Annotated in this window: 16 protein-coding genes; 8 read left to right on the forward strand and 8 right to left on the reverse strand. The window is 64.2% G+C overall.

Annotated elements, in window-relative coordinates; genetic code table 11:
- Window positions 1-2 precede the first annotated feature (2 nt).
- The 5 genes from AC1DR6_RS17580 to AC1DR6_RS17600 all read right to left on the reverse strand — a co-directional run bounded on the left by AC1DR6_RS17580 (window position 3) and on the right by AC1DR6_RS17600 (window position 5,481).
- Window positions 3-905: an NAD(P)-dependent oxidoreductase gene (locus AC1DR6_RS17580; RefSeq protein ID WP_476830545.1), complete on the reverse strand. Its 903-nt coding sequence runs from the start codon at window positions 903-905 to the stop codon at window positions 3-5.
- A gap of 88 nt (window positions 906-993) precedes the next feature.
- The gene (locus tag AC1DR6_RS17585) at window positions 994-1,899 is read right to left on the reverse strand and encodes a carbohydrate ABC transporter permease (RefSeq protein ID WP_476830546.1); all 906 of its coding nucleotides are present in this window, start codon (window positions 1,897-1,899) and stop codon (window positions 994-996) included.
- Window positions 1,892-2,848 carry a carbohydrate ABC transporter permease gene (locus tag AC1DR6_RS17590; protein WP_476830547.1) on the reverse strand — a complete coding sequence of 319 codons (957 nt, stop codon included), beginning with the start codon at window positions 2,846-2,848 and terminating at the stop codon, window positions 1,892-1,894. Before AC1DR6_RS17590 ends, AC1DR6_RS17585 begins: the two co-directional genes overlap by 8 nt.
- A gap of 167 nt (window positions 2,849-3,015) precedes the next feature.
- Window positions 3,016-4,320, reverse strand: coding sequence for an ABC transporter substrate-binding protein (locus AC1DR6_RS17595; protein WP_476830548.1), 1,305 nt, complete (start codon window positions 4,318-4,320; stop codon window positions 3,016-3,018).
- Window positions 4,321-4,428: 108 nt separating this feature from the next.
- Window positions 4,429-5,481 (reverse strand): ABC transporter ATP-binding protein, encoded by a 1,053-nt coding sequence (locus tag AC1DR6_RS17600; RefSeq protein WP_476830549.1) that lies wholly within the window; start codon window positions 5,479-5,481, stop codon window positions 4,429-4,431.
- 221 nt (window positions 5,482-5,702) lie between these two features.
- On the opposite strand from AC1DR6_RS17600, the gene AC1DR6_RS17605 reads away from it, so the two are divergent.
- The 5 genes from AC1DR6_RS17605 (at window position 5,703) to AC1DR6_RS17625 (ending at window position 10,967) form a co-directional block, all read left to right on the forward strand.
- Window positions 5,703-6,470: a FadR/GntR family transcriptional regulator gene (locus AC1DR6_RS17605; RefSeq protein WP_476830550.1), complete on the forward strand. Its 768-nt coding sequence runs from the start codon at window positions 5,703-5,705 to the stop codon at window positions 6,468-6,470.
- Window positions 6,471-6,618: 148 nt separating this feature from the next.
- Entirely contained in the window at window positions 6,619-7,593 is a 975-nt protein-coding gene (locus AC1DR6_RS17610) for a 2-hydroxyacid dehydrogenase (RefSeq protein ID WP_476830551.1), read from the forward strand.
- Window positions 7,594-7,814: 221 nt separating this feature from the next.
- Complete coding sequence (locus AC1DR6_RS17615) at window positions 7,815-8,594, forward strand: tellurite resistance TerB family protein (protein ID WP_476830552.1); 780 nt, start codon at window positions 7,815-7,817, stop codon at window positions 8,592-8,594.
- Window positions 8,595-8,721: 127 nt separating this feature from the next.
- The gene (locus AC1DR6_RS17620) at window positions 8,722-9,660 is read left to right on the forward strand and encodes a UbiA family prenyltransferase (protein WP_476830553.1); all 939 of its coding nucleotides are present in this window, start codon (window positions 8,722-8,724) and stop codon (window positions 9,658-9,660) included.
- Complete coding sequence (locus tag AC1DR6_RS17625; protein WP_476830554.1) at window positions 9,657-10,967, forward strand: FAD-binding oxidoreductase; 1,311 nt, start codon at window positions 9,657-9,659, stop codon at window positions 10,965-10,967. The genes AC1DR6_RS17620 and AC1DR6_RS17625 overlap by 4 nt, the downstream gene beginning before the upstream one ends.
- A gap of 73 nt (window positions 10,968-11,040) precedes the next feature.
- Here the strand turns inward: AC1DR6_RS17625 and AC1DR6_RS17630 are convergent, their stop codons facing one another.
- From AC1DR6_RS17630 to AC1DR6_RS17640, 3 genes are all read right to left on the reverse strand, one after another.
- Window positions 11,041-12,483 (reverse strand): aspartate aminotransferase family protein, encoded by a 1,443-nt coding sequence (locus AC1DR6_RS17630; RefSeq protein ID WP_476830555.1) that lies wholly within the window; start codon window positions 12,481-12,483, stop codon window positions 11,041-11,043.
- Window positions 12,480-13,484, reverse strand: a complete 1,005-nt coding sequence (locus AC1DR6_RS17635; protein ID WP_476830556.1) for an NAD-dependent epimerase/dehydratase family protein — start codon at window positions 13,482-13,484, stop codon at window positions 12,480-12,482. Before AC1DR6_RS17635 ends, AC1DR6_RS17630 begins: the two co-directional genes overlap by 4 nt.
- Window positions 13,485-13,595: 111 nt before the next feature.
- Entirely contained in the window at window positions 13,596-13,964 is a 369-nt protein-coding gene (locus AC1DR6_RS17640; protein ID WP_476830557.1) for a DMT family transporter, read from the reverse strand.
- Between the two features lie 205 nt (window positions 13,965-14,169).
- Here AC1DR6_RS17640 and AC1DR6_RS17645 point away from each other — a divergent pair, with 205 nt between their 5' ends.
- The 3 genes from AC1DR6_RS17645 to AC1DR6_RS17655 all read left to right on the forward strand — a co-directional run bounded on the left by AC1DR6_RS17645 (window position 14,170) and on the right by AC1DR6_RS17655 (window position 16,914).
- Window positions 14,170-14,820 carry a hypothetical protein gene (locus tag AC1DR6_RS17645; RefSeq protein WP_476830558.1) on the forward strand — a complete coding sequence of 217 codons (651 nt, stop codon included), beginning with the start codon at window positions 14,170-14,172 and terminating at the stop codon, window positions 14,818-14,820.
- 352 nt (window positions 14,821-15,172) lie between these two features.
- Complete coding sequence (locus AC1DR6_RS17650; RefSeq protein ID WP_476830559.1) at window positions 15,173-16,105, forward strand: ABC transporter ATP-binding protein; 933 nt, start codon at window positions 15,173-15,175, stop codon at window positions 16,103-16,105.
- 41 nt (window positions 16,106-16,146) lie between these two features.
- Window positions 16,147-16,914 (forward strand): ABC transporter permease, encoded by a 768-nt coding sequence (locus AC1DR6_RS17655; protein ID WP_476830639.1) that lies wholly within the window; start codon window positions 16,147-16,149, stop codon window positions 16,912-16,914.
- Window positions 16,915-17,019: the final 105 nt, after the last annotated feature.

The raw sequence follows: 17,019 nt of genomic DNA on the forward strand, positions 1-17,019 counted from the left end.
GCTCAGGCATCGTCTTCAGGCTTGGCGTTGAGAGCGCGATAGGCGCGCACGACCTGGCTGTCGTCACGCCCGCCATGGCCGAGGCCGGACGCCGCCAGGAACATCTGATGCGCCGCCGCCGCCAGCGGCAAGGCGGCCTTCGCCGAGCGTCCGGCATCGAGCACGATCCCCAGATCCTTGACGAAGATGTCGACGGCGCTCGCGACAGTAGGCTCCTGCTCCTGCATGCGCGGACCGCGATCCTTCAGCATCCACGACGACGCGGCCGAGCCGCCCATGATCTGGAACAGCAGCCCGCCGTCGATCCCCGCTTTCTCGGCCAGCGACAACGCCTCGGCCGCGACCGCGATGTGCACCCCGCAGAGCAGCTGGTTGACGGTCTTCACCGTCGCCCCCTGCCCGGCCTTCTCGCCGACATGAAAGACTTTGTCGCCGAGCGCATCGAGCACGGGCTTAACCCGCGCGAAGCTCTCGGACGGCGCCCCGACCATGATCGTCAGCGTCGCGTTTCGCGCGCCGTTGACGCCGCCGGACACCGGCGCATCGATGAAGTGGCGCCCGGTTTTCGTAACCTCGGCTCCGATCGCCTCGGCATCCCCCGGCGAACAGGTCGCCATCAACACCACGGTCGCATCCGCCGCCAAGGCCGTCAGCGTGCCGGCCTCGAACAGCACGGCACGGGCCTGCGCCGCATTGACCACCATCAGCACCAGCGCGTCGGCGCCCTGCGCAGCCGCAGCGGCGCTGTTCGACGCTTCGCCCCCGGCGGCAGCGAGAGCGGCGCGCGCGGTCTCCCGCATGTCGAAGCCCCGTACCTGGAACTGGCGCTTCACCAGGTTCTCCGCCATCGGCGCACCCATGGCGCCCAGGCCGATGAAGGCGACGGCGGAGATAGGATTCGACATCACAACTCTCGGAAACGGGCGGGCACGGCCCATGCCGTGCCCGCGATCGACGATGATACCGGCATCAGCAGCCGGATGCCGGTATCGGCTACTCCTTCACTGCGCCGGTCAGCGAGGCGACGTAGTAATCGACGAAGAAGGAATACAGGATCGCGACGGGAATCGAGCCCAGCAGGGCGCCCGCCATCAGCGAACCCCATTGATAGACGTCGCCTTCGACGAGCTGGGTCAAAACCGCGACCGGAACCGTCTTCTTCTCCGCCGACTGGATGAAGGCGAGCGCGTAGATGAACTCGTTCCAGGACAGCGTGAAGGCGAAGATGCCGGCCGAGATCAACCCCGGCAGGGCGAGCGGCAAGGTGATGCGCCACAGCGTTTGAAGCCGCGTCGCCCCGTCGATCATCGCGCATTCCTCGAGCTCATAGGGGATCGACTTGAAGTAGCCGATCAGGAGCCAGGTGCAGAACGGGATCAGGAAGGTCGGATAGGTCAGGATCAGGGCAAGCGGTGAATCGAACAGTCCGAACTGGAAGATCAGCGTCGCCAGCGGAATGAACAGGATCGAGGGCGGCACAAGATAGGCCAGATAGATCGCCAGCCCGACATATTGCGAGCCCTTGAACTTCAACCGCTGGATCGCATAGGCCGCGAGCACGCTGGAGAACAGCGAGAGCACGGTGGCGACAGCCGCGACCATCATCGTGGTCCAGAGCCACTGCGGATAGTCGGTCTCGAACAGCAGCTTCTTGATGTTGTCGAGCGTCGGCGACCTCACCCAGAACGGGTTGTTGACCTTGTAGTCGAGCAGTTCGCCGTTTGGTTTGATGGCGGTGATCGCCATCCAATAGAACGGGAAGAGCAGGATGAAGATGAAGATCGACAGCGGCAGATAAAGCGTAATGAAGCGCCGCGGACCTGACGACCAGTCGATGACGCCTTCGCTTTCCTTGTCGACCAGGGTGGCGCGGGTGGCGGTGGCGGCGTGATCAGTCATTGGCTTCCCCCTGCTGCCACTTGCGTCGGGACAGGCCGAAATAGCTGAACATCGTCGCCATGATCAGGAAGGGGATCATCGCGACCGCGATGGCGGCGCCCTCGCCGAGCTGCCCGCCGGGAATGCCGCGCTGGAAGGCGAGCGTCGCCATCAGATGCGTCGCGTTGACCGGCCCGCCACGGGTGATGGCGTAGACCAGCTGGAAATCGGTAAAAGTGAACAGCACCGAGAAGGTCAGCACCACCGCCAGGATCGGCATCAGCATCGGGAACGTCACATGCCGGAAGCGCTGCCAGGCATTAGCGCCGTCAAGCATCGCCGCCTCGTAGAGCGAGGGCGAGATCGTCTGCAGGCCGGCCAGCAGGCTGATCGCGACGAAGGGAATGCCGCGCCAGATATTGGCCGCGATGAGCGAGAACCGCGCCGGCCAGGGCTGGCCGAGGAAGTCGATATAGGTGTCGCGCCAACCGAGCACATCGACCAGCACATAGGAGATGATCGAGAACTGCGCGTCGTAGATCCACCAGAAGGCGATCGCCGACAGCACCGTCGGCACGATCCAGGGGATCAGGATGATCGCCCGCAGCAGCGACTTCAGTGGCAGGCGGTTGTTCAGCAGTAACGCGAGCCACAAGCCCAGCGCGAATTTTCCGAAGGTCGCGAGCCCGGTATAGAGCAGCGTGTTCCAGACCGAGGTGATGAACACCCGGTCGTCCAGCAGCGAGATGAAGTTCTCGAAGCCGATGAAGCTTCCCGGCCGGCCGATGCGCGTATCGGTGAAGGCGAGCCAGATGCCCAGGCCCAGCGGATAGCTTAGAAAGACGAGCAGGAAGCCTGCCGCCGGCAGCAGGCAGATGAAGACCAGGAAAGGCTTGTAGTCGAACAGTCTCACCAGCCAGTTCTGCTGCAGGTGATAGACGGTTCGAGGATCGGCGGCAGCTACGGCCATGGCGCCCTCGCGTTGGGGTCGGCTGTCGCATCGGCCCGACGAAGGGAGGCCCGTTCGTCGCGCCCGATACGGTGGCGAATGAGGAGGCGCCCTCGTCGCACCCGGTGCGGCACGGCGAGGACCTCTCCCGGTTGCCGGCTTCGCCAGCAACCCTGTTCAGCGTTAGATCAGCTCTTGTAGTAGCGCTTGGCGCGACGCTCGGCCTCGCGCGCGGCTTCCTCCGGCGTCGCCTGGCCGGCGCAGACGGAGGCGACCATCTGCACCACGACATATTCGGCGTTGACGGTGCCGGCGGCCTCGTTGATCGAGCCCTTGTATCCGCTCCAGAGCGCGCGCTCCCAGGTGTCGCGATAGACCAGGATCTTGGGGTCGCTCTCCCAGACCTTGCTCTGCGCATAAGCCTTCAGCGGCTGGGTCCAGTAGCCGGACGATCCGGTCAGCCACTTGTCGTACTGGTCCTTCTCCATCATGAAACGGAGATATTCCTTGGCCGCATTCGGGTATTTGGTGTGCTTGAACACCATGGCGTTGATCACCAGCGCCGGCTCCGAGGGGCGGCCGAGCGGGCCGATCGGCATGGTGGCGTGGTTGAGGTCCTTGCCGATCGCGGCAGTCTTCTCGTCCTTCGAGTTCTTGATCGAGAAGTACAGCGACACGCCGTTCTGGGTCAGCGAGATTTCGCCGGCCGTCAGCGCCTTGTTGTTGCTGATGTCGAGCCAGGAGAGCGTACCGGGAATGAAGGTCTCGTAGAGCGCCTTGGCGTATTTCAGCGCCTCGATCGTCTCCTTCGAGTTGATCGAGACCTTGTTGTTCTCGTCGACCATGTACCCGCCATGGGTCCAGACGAGCCAGTTGCAGAACGAATTGCCGTCGCCGACCGCGTTGCCGAGAGCGAAGCCGGAGGGGTGGCCGTTAGCCTTGAGCTTGCGGCAGAGCGAAAGGAACCCGTCGAGATCCTTCGGGAAGGTGTCGAACCCGGCTTCCTTGACATGGGATTCGCGATAGACCGCCGGGCCGCCCGAGCCGCCCATCGGGATGGCGACCCACTGATCGGTCTTGTCCTTCTTGCCGTATTTCTCGGCGATCGGATACCAGCCGCCATATTTCTTGCCGAGATCTTCGGCGATCGGCGTCAGGTCGACCAGCTTGTCGGAGAAGATATGCGGATCATCGGCCCAGCCGACGACGACATCCGGGCCCGCGCCCGTATTCGCGGTCACCGCCGTCTGCGGTCGCAAATCCTCCCAGCCGGCATAGTCGACGCGTACCTGCACGCCGGTCGCCTTGGTGAAGGCTTCGGTGTTCTCGTCGAACATTTTTTGATCGCCATCGACGAACTTCGTCGGGCGCAGCACGCGCAGCGTCGCGCCCTTTTCGATGGTGGACTGCGCGATGGAGGGGGCCATCGGCAGGGTCGCGCCTGCGGCGACGCCCGCGCCACCGATCAATACGTCACGTCTTGAGATGCTCATCCTTAGGGTCTCCTCCATGAGAGCCGCGGAGAGCTGCATAGGCTCTCCGTCATGCACGGTTGCAGTCGAACATCAGCCGTTCGCGACCCCTCGAAGAGGCCGCGCCGGTCACATGCGCTTGCTGGTCTCCGCATCGAAGAGATGCGTGACGGCGATATCGGGCGTGATGCGGATCGTCTCGCCCGGCTTCGCCGTGATGCGCTCGCGGAAGACGCAGGTCAGGTTCTGCCCGCCGCAGCGCACGACGACCTGGGTCTCCGAACCCATCGGCTCGATCACCACGACCTCGGCCGCAAGCCCGTTGGCGTCGAGATGGATATGCTCCGGACGAATGCCGAACACGGCGGCCTTGCCATCGGAATTGACTGGGCGCCGTCCGATCGGCCAAACGACGCCGCCTTCAGTCTCGAAGCCCGCGGCTGTGATCTTGCCCTTGAGCAGGTTCATCGAGGGCGAGCCGATGAAAGCCGCCACGAACAGGTTCGCCGGATTGTCGTAGAGATCGAGCGGGGCGCCCATCTGCTCGATGATGCCGTCATGCATCACGACGATCTTGTCGGCCATGGTCATGGCTTCGATCTGGTCGTGCGTGACGTAGACCGTGGTGGTCTTGAGGCGCTGATGCAGCTCCTTGATCTCGGTGCGCATCTGCACGCGCAGCTTGGCATCGAGATTGGACAGCGGCTCGTCGAACAGGAAGACCTGCGGGTCGCGCACGATGGCGCGGCCCATGGCGACGCGCTGGCGCTGGCCGCCGGAGAGCTGGCGCGGATAGCGGTCGAGAAGCTTGTCGAGACCGAGAATTCCGGCCGCCTTGCCGACGCGCTGCTCGATCTCGGCTTTGGGCGCCTTACGCAGCTTCATCGAGAAGGCCATGTTGTCGGCCACCGTCATATGCGGATAGAGCGCATAGTTCTGGAATACCATGGCGATGTCGCGCTCCTTCGGCGGAACGTCGTTCACTACCTTGGGCCCGATGCGGATCTCGCCGCCGGAAATGTTCTCCAGCCCCGCGATCATACGCAGCAGCGTCGATTTTCCGCAGCCGGACGGGCCGACCAGAATGACGAACTCGCCGTCATCGATATCGATGTCGACGCCATGGATGACCTGCGTCGAGCCATAAGCCTTACGCACATCGGCAATCTGGACTGATGCCATGTTCTTGAACCCTGCTTCCGTTCCCGCATCGCCGTGGCGATGATTTATGATCGGCTTCTTGCGACCGAATGATGCAAGCGAGATGTGCGCGCAGGCGCAGTTGTATCCGCTTTGACCTGCGATAAAGTCATACGATTAGGGAAAGCCTGTCAAGCGCAGCGGCCGCGCCGCGCGCCGAAAAGAACGGGCCTCGGGAAACGTCGCGGGAGGAAGCGCCGGCCATGCGGATTCGCGACTTCTCGCGTCCCACGACCCTCAACCCCGACCGTCTCTTCGGCCAGGTCGCCCAAAAGCTCGCGGTCGCCATCATTTCGGGCGATGTTCAGGCGGGAAAGCTGCTGCCCAACGAAGACGATCTGCGCCTCGAGATTTCGGTCTCGCGCACGGCTTATCGCGAAGCCGTCAAGGTGCTCACCGCAAAGGGGCTCGTCGAGGCCCGCCCCAAAAGCGGGACGCGCGCGGCACCCCGCGAGCGCTGGAACCTGCTCGACACGGATGTGCTCTCCTGGCACTTCGAGGCCGACCCGAACGAGAAATTCATTCGCGATCTCTTCGAATTGCGTCGTTTTGTGGAGCCGAGCGCAGCGCGCCTCGCAGCGCAGCGACGCACTCCCGGCGACATCTCTCGCATCGAGGCCGCCTATCGCGCCATGGTCGACAACCCGCCCTATGCCGACGTCACGATCCGGGCCGACCTGGCCTTCCACGAGGCCATCTTCGGCGCCGCCCAGAACGCCGCGCTGCAATGCCTGGCCAGCGCCGTGATCGCGACGCTGCAATGGTCCATGCTGCTGAAAACGGGCGACGAGGTCGCCTATGTCGACTCGCTGCCGGACCACGAACATGTGCTGATGGCGATCGTGGAGCGGGATGGCGATCTGGCGGCGGCACGCATGGCGGGGCTCGTTATCGACAGCCTTAACACGACGCTCGCAGCCCTGGATGCAAACGTCGCGATCGCCCGAAACCGCTTGAATAAAGCATACTAAATAGCGCTCGCGTCAGCGTCGGCTTCGCGAGGTGACACGGCGCCCTCGCGGGATGACAATCGCACCCGCGCACGCCTAATCTCAGATCTAATCGATTCAGCCTCGATCCAGCAACGTTCCGTTCGACCAACTTATGGATAAAGCGACCATGCCCTCCGCCAATGCCCCCGAGATCGTCATGACCGGCCCGCTGATGGCTTACGCCGTCGATCAGTTGAAGGCGCGCTTCGTCGTCCACGAACTCTGGAAGGCTCCGGATCGCGATGTTTTCCTGAAGGATATCGCCGACCGCGTCCGCGGCGTCGCGGCCGGCGGTGGGCATAACCGCGTCGATGCCGCTCTGTTCGACGCTTTGCCGAAGCTCGAGATCGTCTCTAGTTTCGGCGTCGGCTACGATCATGTCGACGCGACCGAGGCCGGCAAGCGTGGCCTTATCGTCACCAACACGCCGGACGTCCTGACCGACGAGGTCGCCGACCTCGCCATCGGCCTGCTGCTTGCCACCGTCCGCCAACTCCCGCAGGTCGATCGCTATCTGCGCGAAGGCAAGTGGCTGAAGGCAGCCTATCCGCTGACCACCTCGCTGCGGAAGCGCAGCGTCGGCATCGTCGGCCTCGGCCGCATCGGCAAGGCTGTCGCTCACCGGATCGAGGCCTTTGGCCTGCCGGTCTCCTATCACGGCCGCTCGCGCCAGGCGGATGTGGATTACCGCTATTACCCCTCGTTGATCGACATGGCGGCCGATGTCGACACGCTGATCTCGGTCGCACCGGGCGGGGCCGCGACTCACCACATCATCAACGCGGAGGTCCTGAAGGCGCTGGGCCCGAACGGCATTCTCGTCAACGTCGGACGCGGTACGATCGTCGACGAGCCGGCGCTGATCAAGGCGCTGCAGGACAAGACCATCCTCTCCGCGGGCCTCGATGTTTTCGAAGACGAGCCACGTGTCCCGGCCGAGTTGATCGCCATGGACCATATCGTGCTGCTGCCGCATGTCGGGTCGGCCTCGGTGCACACGCGCGAACAGATGGGCCAGCTCGTGGTCGACAACCTCGCCTCCTGGTTCGAAGGCAAAGGACCGCTGACGCCGGTGCCCGAGACGCCTGTCCTGAAGGGGTGAGACATCGTGGCAGGGGACGATGGCACGGTCGTGCCATCGTCATGCCTTCTTCGCATGACTGTTCCGGCGCCAACTCAAGGCGCCGGAATTCGGCGGGGAAACCGACATGTTCAATGCAAAATCGCTGCTCGACGCTTTGGTCAGCGCGGGCAGCCAGGCTGTCACGCGCTCCGGCCAGCAAGGCGGGCAGCTCTCCGGTCAGCAGGGGGGGTCTGGGTGGCATGCTCGGCGGGCTGGCCGATCAGGTCCAGCGCTCGGGCGGCCTCGGCAACCTCGCCGGGCAAATCTTCAACCAGGCCAAAACGGGCGCCCGGGACGCGGCCCGACCGACCGGCGCGCAGCCCGGGCCGTCAGGCGCAGGCGGCCTGGACACAGATCAGCTGCTGGCGCAGGCCAAGACCATCTTCGCCAATAATCCTCAGCTCGCCAGCGCCGCGCTCGGCAGCCTGGGTGCGCTGGTCTTCGGGTCCAAAGGAGGACGCTCCGTCGCGATGTCGGCGGCCAAGCTCGGCGGGCTCGCCCTCATCGGGGGGCTCGCCTACAAGGCCTATCAGAGTTATCAGGCCGGCAAGCCGTTGCTCAATGGCAATCAGCAGCCGATCCTGCCCGCGCCGGCCGGCACCGGGTTCGAGCCGCAGGCGGCCAGCGAAAACACGGCGCTGACCTTCATTCGCGCGATGATCGCGGCGGCCGCCTCGGACGGGACCATCGACGAGACCGAGCGAAACACCATCCTCGCCGGCCTCAAGGAAGCCGGTCTCGATGCCGAGGCGCATCAGTGGCTTGCGAGCGAGATGGCCCATCCGGCATCGATCGAGACCCTGGTCGATGCAGCCGAGAGCCCCGAACTTGCGACGCAGATCTACGCGGCGGCGCGCCTCGCCATCGATCCCGATACCCCTGCGGAGAAGGATTTCCTGGCGGGTCTCGCCGGTTCGCTCGGGCTCGATGCCGAGCTCGTCGCCAATATCGATGCGGCTGCGGCCGCCGCCAAGGTCTGAAAAAAGCGCCGGCGGGAACAGCAAGGCGGCGTTAAGCACGCCGTCCAAATCGCGCGTGTCCGCCAAACCCATGCACGACCGCTTAGGAGTTCCCGGACGATAACTCCGGCGCCGGTACAACCGGCCGTTGCTGCGCGGGATCGCGAGCGGCGAAGCGGGAGCGGCGAGCCGGAACATGTCTGCAAGCGCCTTGATCAGGGCGATGCGTCCGCATCACTGGTTGAAGAACGGACTTGTCTTCGTCCCGATCCTTCTGAACCACGATGTCTTCGAATCCGGAGCGCTCTGGAGCGGCGCTGTCGCTTTCCTTTCGTTCAGCCTGCTGGCTTCGGCGATCTATCTGCTGAACGACATCAAGGATGTCGAAGCCGACCGGCGGCATCCGACGAAACGCAGGCGCCCGCTCGCGGCCGGCGAGATCACGGTAGGCCAGGCCTATGCGGCGGTCCCGGTCCTGCTGGCGGCAGCGTTCGGCCTCACGGCGCTGACGCCGCAGCCCCGGCACTTCCTGCTCGCGCTGCTGACCTATCTGTTTCTGGCGCTGGCCTATCTGCTGTTTTTAAAGCGCCGGCTGCTCGTCGACGTACTCGGGCTCGCGGCCTTGCACACGCTTCGTATCCTCGCCGGCAACGCCGCGGCCGGCATCCCGATCTCGTCCTGGCTGCTCGCCTTTTCGATGTTCCTGTTCTTGAGTCTTGCTCTGGTGAAGCGATACGCCGAGCTTCGGATCACGCAGGATCAGTCCGGACTGAAAAACGCCGGGCGGGGCTACCAGGCCGAGGATCTGGAGGCGCTGTCTCAGCTCGGCATGGCGTCGGGCTGCACCTGCGCGCTGATCATGGCGCTCTATGTCGACAGCGCCGCCGTGAAACAGCTCTACCGTCACCCCGAGCTGATCTGGCTGGTCTGCCCGATCGTGCTTTATCAGATGGCGCGAATTTGGTTTCTGGCGCGCCGCGGCCTGATGCCCGACGACCCGCTCGTCTTCATGATCCGCGACTGGCGCAGCCAGCTGATGGGGCTCGTCGTCGCCGGCATCATGGTCGCGGCGACACTGCTGCCGTGACAGGCGCCCGCAATTCCTATCGGTCCTGGGGCGGCCTAACCGGTCGGGACAGCCGCAGCGTCGACGCACGCGACTGGATGGACCATCCCGAGCGCTCCCGGACGCCGGTGCTCGCCTATGGCAATGGGCGCTCCTACGGCGATTCCTGTCTCATCAGCGATGGCACGCTGCTCGATACGCACGGTCTGCGCGAGGTGCTCGCCTTCGACCGCGAGACCGGTCTGATCACCTGCGAGCCCGGCATGACTTTCGCCGGGCTCCTCGACCTCGTCGTGCCAGCCGGCTGGTTTCCCCCCGTGACGCCCGGAACGGCCTTCGTGACGATCGGTGGCGCGCTCGCCAACGATGTCCATGGCAAGAATCACCACGTCGCCGGCACCTTCGGCCGGCATGTCCGCGCCTTCGAGCTGATGCGATCCAACGGCGACCGGATCCTGTGCGCGCCGGACGTTCATCCCGACCTCTTCGCCGCCACGATCGGCGGCCTCGGACTGACCGGGCTGATTACGCAGGTCACGCTGCAACTGATGCCGATCCACTCCGTGCTGATGGAGCAGCAGACGGTTCCCTTCGACGATCTCGACGGTTTTTTCGCTCTGGCTGCAGCATCCGATGCGACCCACGCCTACACCGTCGCCTGGATCGATGCTCTCGCGAGCGGTCGCAACTTCGGCCGGGGCATTTTCTTCCGTGCCAATCATGCTGGAGAGCCCGGCCCCTTGCATGCCGCGAGCGCACGCCCGCTGGCATTCCCCGTGAAGCCACCTTTCCCGCTGATCAACCGGACGACACTGCGCGCGTTCAACCTCGTCTACAGGCTAAGCCAGCGGGGCGGCGGCAACCGCCTCGTCTCCTATCGCCCGTTCTTCTATCCCCTCGACGCGATCAACCACTGGAACCGCGCCTATGGCCCGGCCGGCCTGCGCCAGTTTCAATGCGCCCTTCCGATGTCGCGAGCCCGCGATAGCGTCGAGGCGTTGCTGGCCAGCACCCTTGCCGCCGGCGAAGCCTCCTTCCTCACCGTGCTCAAGCTTTTCGGCGATCGGCCGTCTCTGGGGCTGATGTCCTTCCCCGTCGCAGGCGCGACGCTGACGCTGGATTTCCCCTATCGGGGCGCGCGCACCGATGCGCTTCTGGCGAAACTCGATCGGATCGTGCTCGATGCCGGCGGTCGGGTGAATCCCTACAAGGATGCGCGGATGTCGGCTGAGACCTTCCAGGCCTCCTTCCCGCGCTGGCGGGATTTCGCGGTGCATGTCGATCCGGGCTTCTCCTCCGATTTCTGGCGGCGCGTCAGCTCGTCCTGAGACCGCAAGTCGAACAAAAAAGGGGGCCAGCTCGCGCCGGCCCCTCTTTTTTAAGTTTCGGCATGCGCGCCGCTCAGCTCTTGCCGGCCGCGATCTTGCGCAGATAGCCCGTGACGATGCCGGTGACACCGCGCGCTAGCACATCCTCGAACGCGGCGAGGAACTGGTCGCATTGCTCGCGCGTGACGATCAGCGGCGGCTCCAGCCGGATGACGTTGCGGTTGTACTCGGTGAAGGCGACGAGCACGTCGTGTTCCTTCAGCAGCAGCGCTCCGATGAAGCCGCAGAGCGAGCCCTTCAGCTTGTCGTCGAGCAGCGCAACCATGTGCTTCAGCCCGAAGGGCATCGTCTCGCTGATGTCCTGGAACTCGATACCGATCATCAGCCCGCGCCCGCGGATCTCCTTGAGCAGCGTCGGGTATTTGATGCGCAGCGCATTCAGCCGCTCGATCAGGTAGTCGCCCTGCCGTTGCGCATTGCCCATCAGATCCTCGTCATAGAGGACGTTCAGGGCTTCGATCGCCGAGACGCAGGCCTCGCCCATGCCGCCAAACGTCGCCTGCGCGTGGATCAACGCGCTCTTCGGCTTGCCATAGGCCTTCATGTAGATCTCGCGGCGCGCGATCATCGCGCCCATCGCGGCCTTGGAACCGCCGAGCGCCTTGGCCAGCGCGGTCACATCCGGCACCACCCCGTCGCGCTCGAAGGCGAAGAACTGTCCGGTGCGGCCGAGCCCGCACTGCACCTCGTCGGCGACCCACAGCACGCCATGCCGGTCGCAAAGCGCACGCAGCTCCCGCCAGAAGCCGGCGGGCGCCTCGACGATGCCACCGCCTCCCTGGATCGTCTCCATCACGACGATTCCGATCGCCGGGTCGCTCTCCAGCGTCTGCCGAACCGCATCGATGTCGCCGAAGGGCACCTTGACCCGGTTCTCGACCAGCTTGAACTGGGACTGGTAAAGCGTCGAATCCGTGATCGAGAGCACGCCCTTGGTCTTGCCGTGGAACGAGTTCGCCGCGTGCAGGATCTTGGACTTGCCCGGCCCTTGCGCCTGTTCGGCAACCTTCAGTGCCGCTTCCATCGCCTCCGAGCCGGTCGAGCCGAGGAAGACCATGTCGAGATCGCCCGGCGCGATAGCCGCGAGGTTTTTCGAGAGCGCGGCGGCATATTGCGACATGAACGCCATGCAGATTTCATGGCGGTTCTCGTCCTGAAAGCGCTGCCTTGCCGCGACGATGCGCGGATGGTTGTGCCCGAAGGCAACCGAGCAGAAGCCGCCGAAGAAATCGAGGATCTTGCGGCCGTCCTTGGTGATGTAATGCATGCCTTCGGCGCGATCGACGAGGATCTTGTCGAAGCCGAGCAGCTTCAGGAAATGCAGCTGGCCTGGGTTGATATGGGCGGCGAAGAGGTCCTTCACCGTGACGGCGTCGAGGCTCTTGGCCTCCTCGACCGTATAGAGATTCGGGCGCTGCGGCACGGTTTCGATGTCCTTGAAGGCGGGCATGCTCATGCGGCGAGGCTCCTGCTGGCGGGGGCGGACGCCTCCTTCGCCTTGCGATATTCGGTATAGGCAGCGAGCAGCATATCCTCGTCGCGGTGCTGCGGCCGCCAGCCGAGCTCGCGCTTCGCCTTGGAGGTATCGAGGATGCAAATCTCGTCGGCGATCCTGTACTGTTCCGGATCCATGATCGGCAGGTTGACCGCGTCGAGCGCATCGAGCGTCAACTTGACCAGAGAGGCCGGCGTCGGCAGCAGGACCGACTTCGAGCCGGCATGCCGGATCAGGTCACCGAGAAGCTTGCGCACCGACGGCGGATCATCCGAGCCGAGATTATAGGCCTCGTTGGGAAAGCCCGCCTTCCACGCCGCGATGCAGGCGCTGGCGCAATCGAAGACCGAGATGAACTGATAGGGGTTCTTACCCGCGCCAATCATCGGCACCGGCAAATTCATGTCGATCAGCTTGAACAGCTTCACCAGAATACCGAGACGCCCCGGCCCGATGATCAGGCGCGGGCGGAAGATCGGGATGCGAAACCCCTTGGCGCGGTAATCCTCCGCCAGGCGCTCGGTCGCGAGCTTACTCTCGCCGTACTCGCCGAGCGGATGGGCCGGGTGGGTCTCGTCCTGCGGCACCGTGACCGAATGGCCGTAGATCATGTCGGTGGTGAAATGCACGAGCCGGTTCGCGCCGCGCGCTTCCATCCAGCTCAGGACGTTCTGCGTCCCGTGATAGTTCACCGGCCAGAAGAAATCGTGCCGCTCCGCGCGCGTCACAATCGGCGAGAGCATCTTGGCGGAAAGGTTGTAGACGACGTCCTCCGCCGAAAGCGGAACGCTCTCCAAGCTTGCCGGCACCGTCACATCGATGCGCTGGAAAGCCACCGCCGCATAATGTGCGTGGGCGCTCTTCTGGATATCAGCGACCAGCACGGTCTCGCCCATGGCCACCAGATCGGCCGCAAGCCTGGCCCCGACGAAACCGTCGCCGCCGATGATGACATGCTTCATCGCAGACGCCTCTTGGCCTGCACGCGAACCGGAATCGGCTGCAGCACGACCGGCGGCTCGAACACGGCGCCGAGTTTCAGGAACAGGCGAACGATCAGGTCCATGGTGCCCTCAGCTCTGTGCGATGAAGATGGTGCCCAGCACGATGAAGCCGATGCCGGCGATGCGCGCCGTGCCCAGATCCTCGTGGAAGACGAAATAGGCGTAGGCCGCGACCACGACATAGGCGAGGCTCAGGAAGGGGTAGGCGTAGCTGATCTGCACCTTGGAGAGCACGATCAGATGCGAGGCCATGCTGACGACGAAGGTGCACAACCCCGCGAAGACGAAGGGGTTGAAGACGACGCGGAAGACGGTGCCGAACAGCCCATCTGTGGGAATGTCGAAACCGCCGAGACCGCTCATCCCGCGCTTCAGCATGAGCTGGGCTGCGGCGTTGGTCAGCACCGTGAACAGGATCAGGGGGATATAGGAATTCATCCGGCAGGCCCGGCTCCTCTGGTTTCTTGCGAGCCATCAGTGCAACCGAAAGTACTTATGAGAGCTTAGGGGTCGCGGCAGAATTGGGCTTAGCGTTAAGAGGAGCCTGCCACGATCGACGAAAGCACGTTATCCTGCCTCGGCTCGGCAGGACTAGAGTTCAGTACTGATGCGGGCTTCAGGCGCTTGAACGGAGCGTGAGATCATGCCCCTGCCCAACCGCGTGAGGCCGGACGGCCAACTGTTCGCGGATGCTGCGCGCGGTCTGCTGTTCGGCAACCGCGGCGGCCGCTTCCACGACCCGCGAACGCGCGATCTACCGCGCCGCATCCAGGCAAGCCGGCAATGGATCTGCTGCGTGCTGTCCTTCAAGGGCCGCAGGCGGGAGGTCTGGAGCCAGGGCTACACCGAACTCTTCTTCTGCGACGAGGTGACGGCGCTGGCCGCCGGCCACCGTCCCTGCATGGAGTGCCGCCGCAAGGATGCGCTTGCTTATCGCGACGCCTTGGTACGGGGGCTCGGCCTCCGGCATGTGCCGCTCTTCCCCGCGATCGACGCGCTGCTCGATCGGGAACGGCTCGACGGTCGGGCCAAGCGCACCCACCTCCTTTCCGCCGAGACGCTGCCGGACGGAGCGATGATCGTCGCAGCATGCAGCGAAGACTTTCTTGCGCTGCGCGGCACGGAAGACTTCCTTGCGCTGCGCGGCGCTCTTGCACTTCCCTGGTCGGCCTCCGGCTACGGGACGCCGGTCCCGAGGCCCATCGGCGAGGTCGTCGCGCTCACGCCTCCGGCGACGCTCGCGGCGCTTGCACACGGCTATACCCCGGCCTGGCATCCCAGTGCGCAGACATAGCCGAACCGGGAACTTTCCGTGGCGCGCACGCGTTTCCGCAGCATCAATTTGTGAACGGGGGTGCTGCGATGCGTTCGATTCTTCTCTGGCTGGTAGGCGTTCCGATCCCGGTGATCATCCTGCTCTGGTTCTTCATGCGGTAAGCGCCGGAAAAGAGCCGTATCGAATGGCCGGGCCCTGCGCCCGGCCATTTTTTGTTGCGCTGATGCTTGCCACCTTCCGACCAGCCGTCACGCTTCGACCCGACGGCGCTCTTCGCAATTTCCTGAAGAACGTCCTCTTGCGATGCCGCACTTCGTCGCCACATGTCGGTGCCGCCATCATGCCGCCTGAAACCGGACGATTTCCCGCCATGTCCGCATCGCCTATTATCTCGGTCTCAGGCCTTTCCAAGACCTATGCGACCGGCTTCAGCGCCCTGAAATCGGTCGATCTCGAGATCAGACGCGGCGAAATCTTCGCTTTGCTCGGCCCCAACGGCGCCGGCAAGACGACGCTGATCAGCATCATTTGCGGTCTGGTGACGCCCAGCACCGGCACCGTGCTGGCCGATGGCCACGACATTCGTGACGATTATCGCGCGGCCCGCTCCGCCATCGGCCTCGTGCCGCAGGAGCTGACCACGGACGCTTTCGAGACCGTCTGGAGCACCGTCAGCTTCAGCCGAGGCTTGTTCGGCAAGCCAAAGAACCCCGGCTTCATCGAGCAGGTTCTCAAGGACCTTTCGCTCTGGGACAAGAAAGACACCCAGATCCGCCGGCTTTCCGGCGGCATGAAGCGCCGCGTCCTGATCGCGAAGGCGCTGGCACATGAGCCGCGCATCCTCTTCCTCGACGAGCCGACCGCCGGCGTTGATGTCGAGCTGAGACAGGACATGTGGCAGATGGTGCGCCGGCTCAAGGAAAACGGTGTCACCATTATCCTGACGACGCATTACATTGAGGAAGCCGAGGAGATGGCCGATCGCATCGGCGTCATTTCCAAGGGCGAGATCATCCTCGTCGAGGAGAAAACCGAGCTGATGCGCAAGCTCGGCAAGAAGCAGCTCAGCCTGCAGCTGCAGCAGCCCCTCGCGGCTTTGCCGCCGACGCTCGCGGAATTCGACCTCAGCCTTTCGGCCGCCGGCGACGAGATCGTCTACACCTACGACACCAAGGCCGAGCGCACCGGCATCACCACCCTACTGCAGGGCCTGGCGGAGGCCGGCATCCGCTTCCGCGACCTCAGCACCAGCCAGAGTTCGCTGGAGGATATCTTCGTCAGCCTCGTCAAGGAGCGCGCATGACCGCGACCACCGACCGCCGCTCCGGCGCCGACAGCGCGCCGATGCGCTTCAACCTGCGCGCCATCGCCGCGATCTTCCGCTTCGAGATGGCGCGCACCTGGCGCACGCCCTTGCAGAGCATTGTCTCGCCCGTACTCTCGACCTCGCTGTATTTCATCGTCTTCGGCGGTGCGATCGGCTCGCGGATGCAGTCGGTCGAGGGCGTACCCTATGGCGCCTTCATCGTGCCCGGCCTGATCATGCTGTCCCTGCTGACGCAGAGCATCGCCAACGCCTCTTTCGGGATCTACTTTCCGAAGTTCACCGGCACGATCTACGAGCTGCTCTCGGCCCCGATCGCGTGGTGGGAGGCGGTGATCGCCTATGTCGGCGCGGCGGCGACCAAGTCGATGATGCTGGGCCTGATCATCCTGCTGACGGCGGCCCTGTTCGTTCCGCTCAGGATCGAGCATCCGCTGATGATGCTGCTCTTCCTCGTGCTGACGGCAACGACCTTCAGCCTATTCGGCTTCATCATCGGCATCTGGGCGGACGGATTTGAGAAGCTTCAGGTCATCCCGCTGCTGATCGTGACCCCGCTCGCCTTCCTCGGCGGCTCGTTCTATTCGATCTCGATGCTGCCGCCCTTCTGGCAGAAGGTGACGCTGTTCAACCCGGTCGTCTACCTGATCAGCGGTTTTCGCTGGAGCTTCTACGGCATCGCGGATGTCGGCATCGCCACCAGCCTCGGCATGACGATGGTCTTCCTCGTCGGCTGCGTCGTCGCGATCGGCTGGATCTTCAAGAGCGGGTATCGGCTGAAGAACTAAACGCCCTTGTCATTCCGGGGCGGCCCGCAGGGTCGAACCCGGAACCCACGACCGGGTGAGAAACCTAAACCTTCGGTGCGATGCCGCTTAAATCGATAGTGCGTT

This window comes from Allobosea sp. P5_A5 (genome assembly GCF_056400625.1).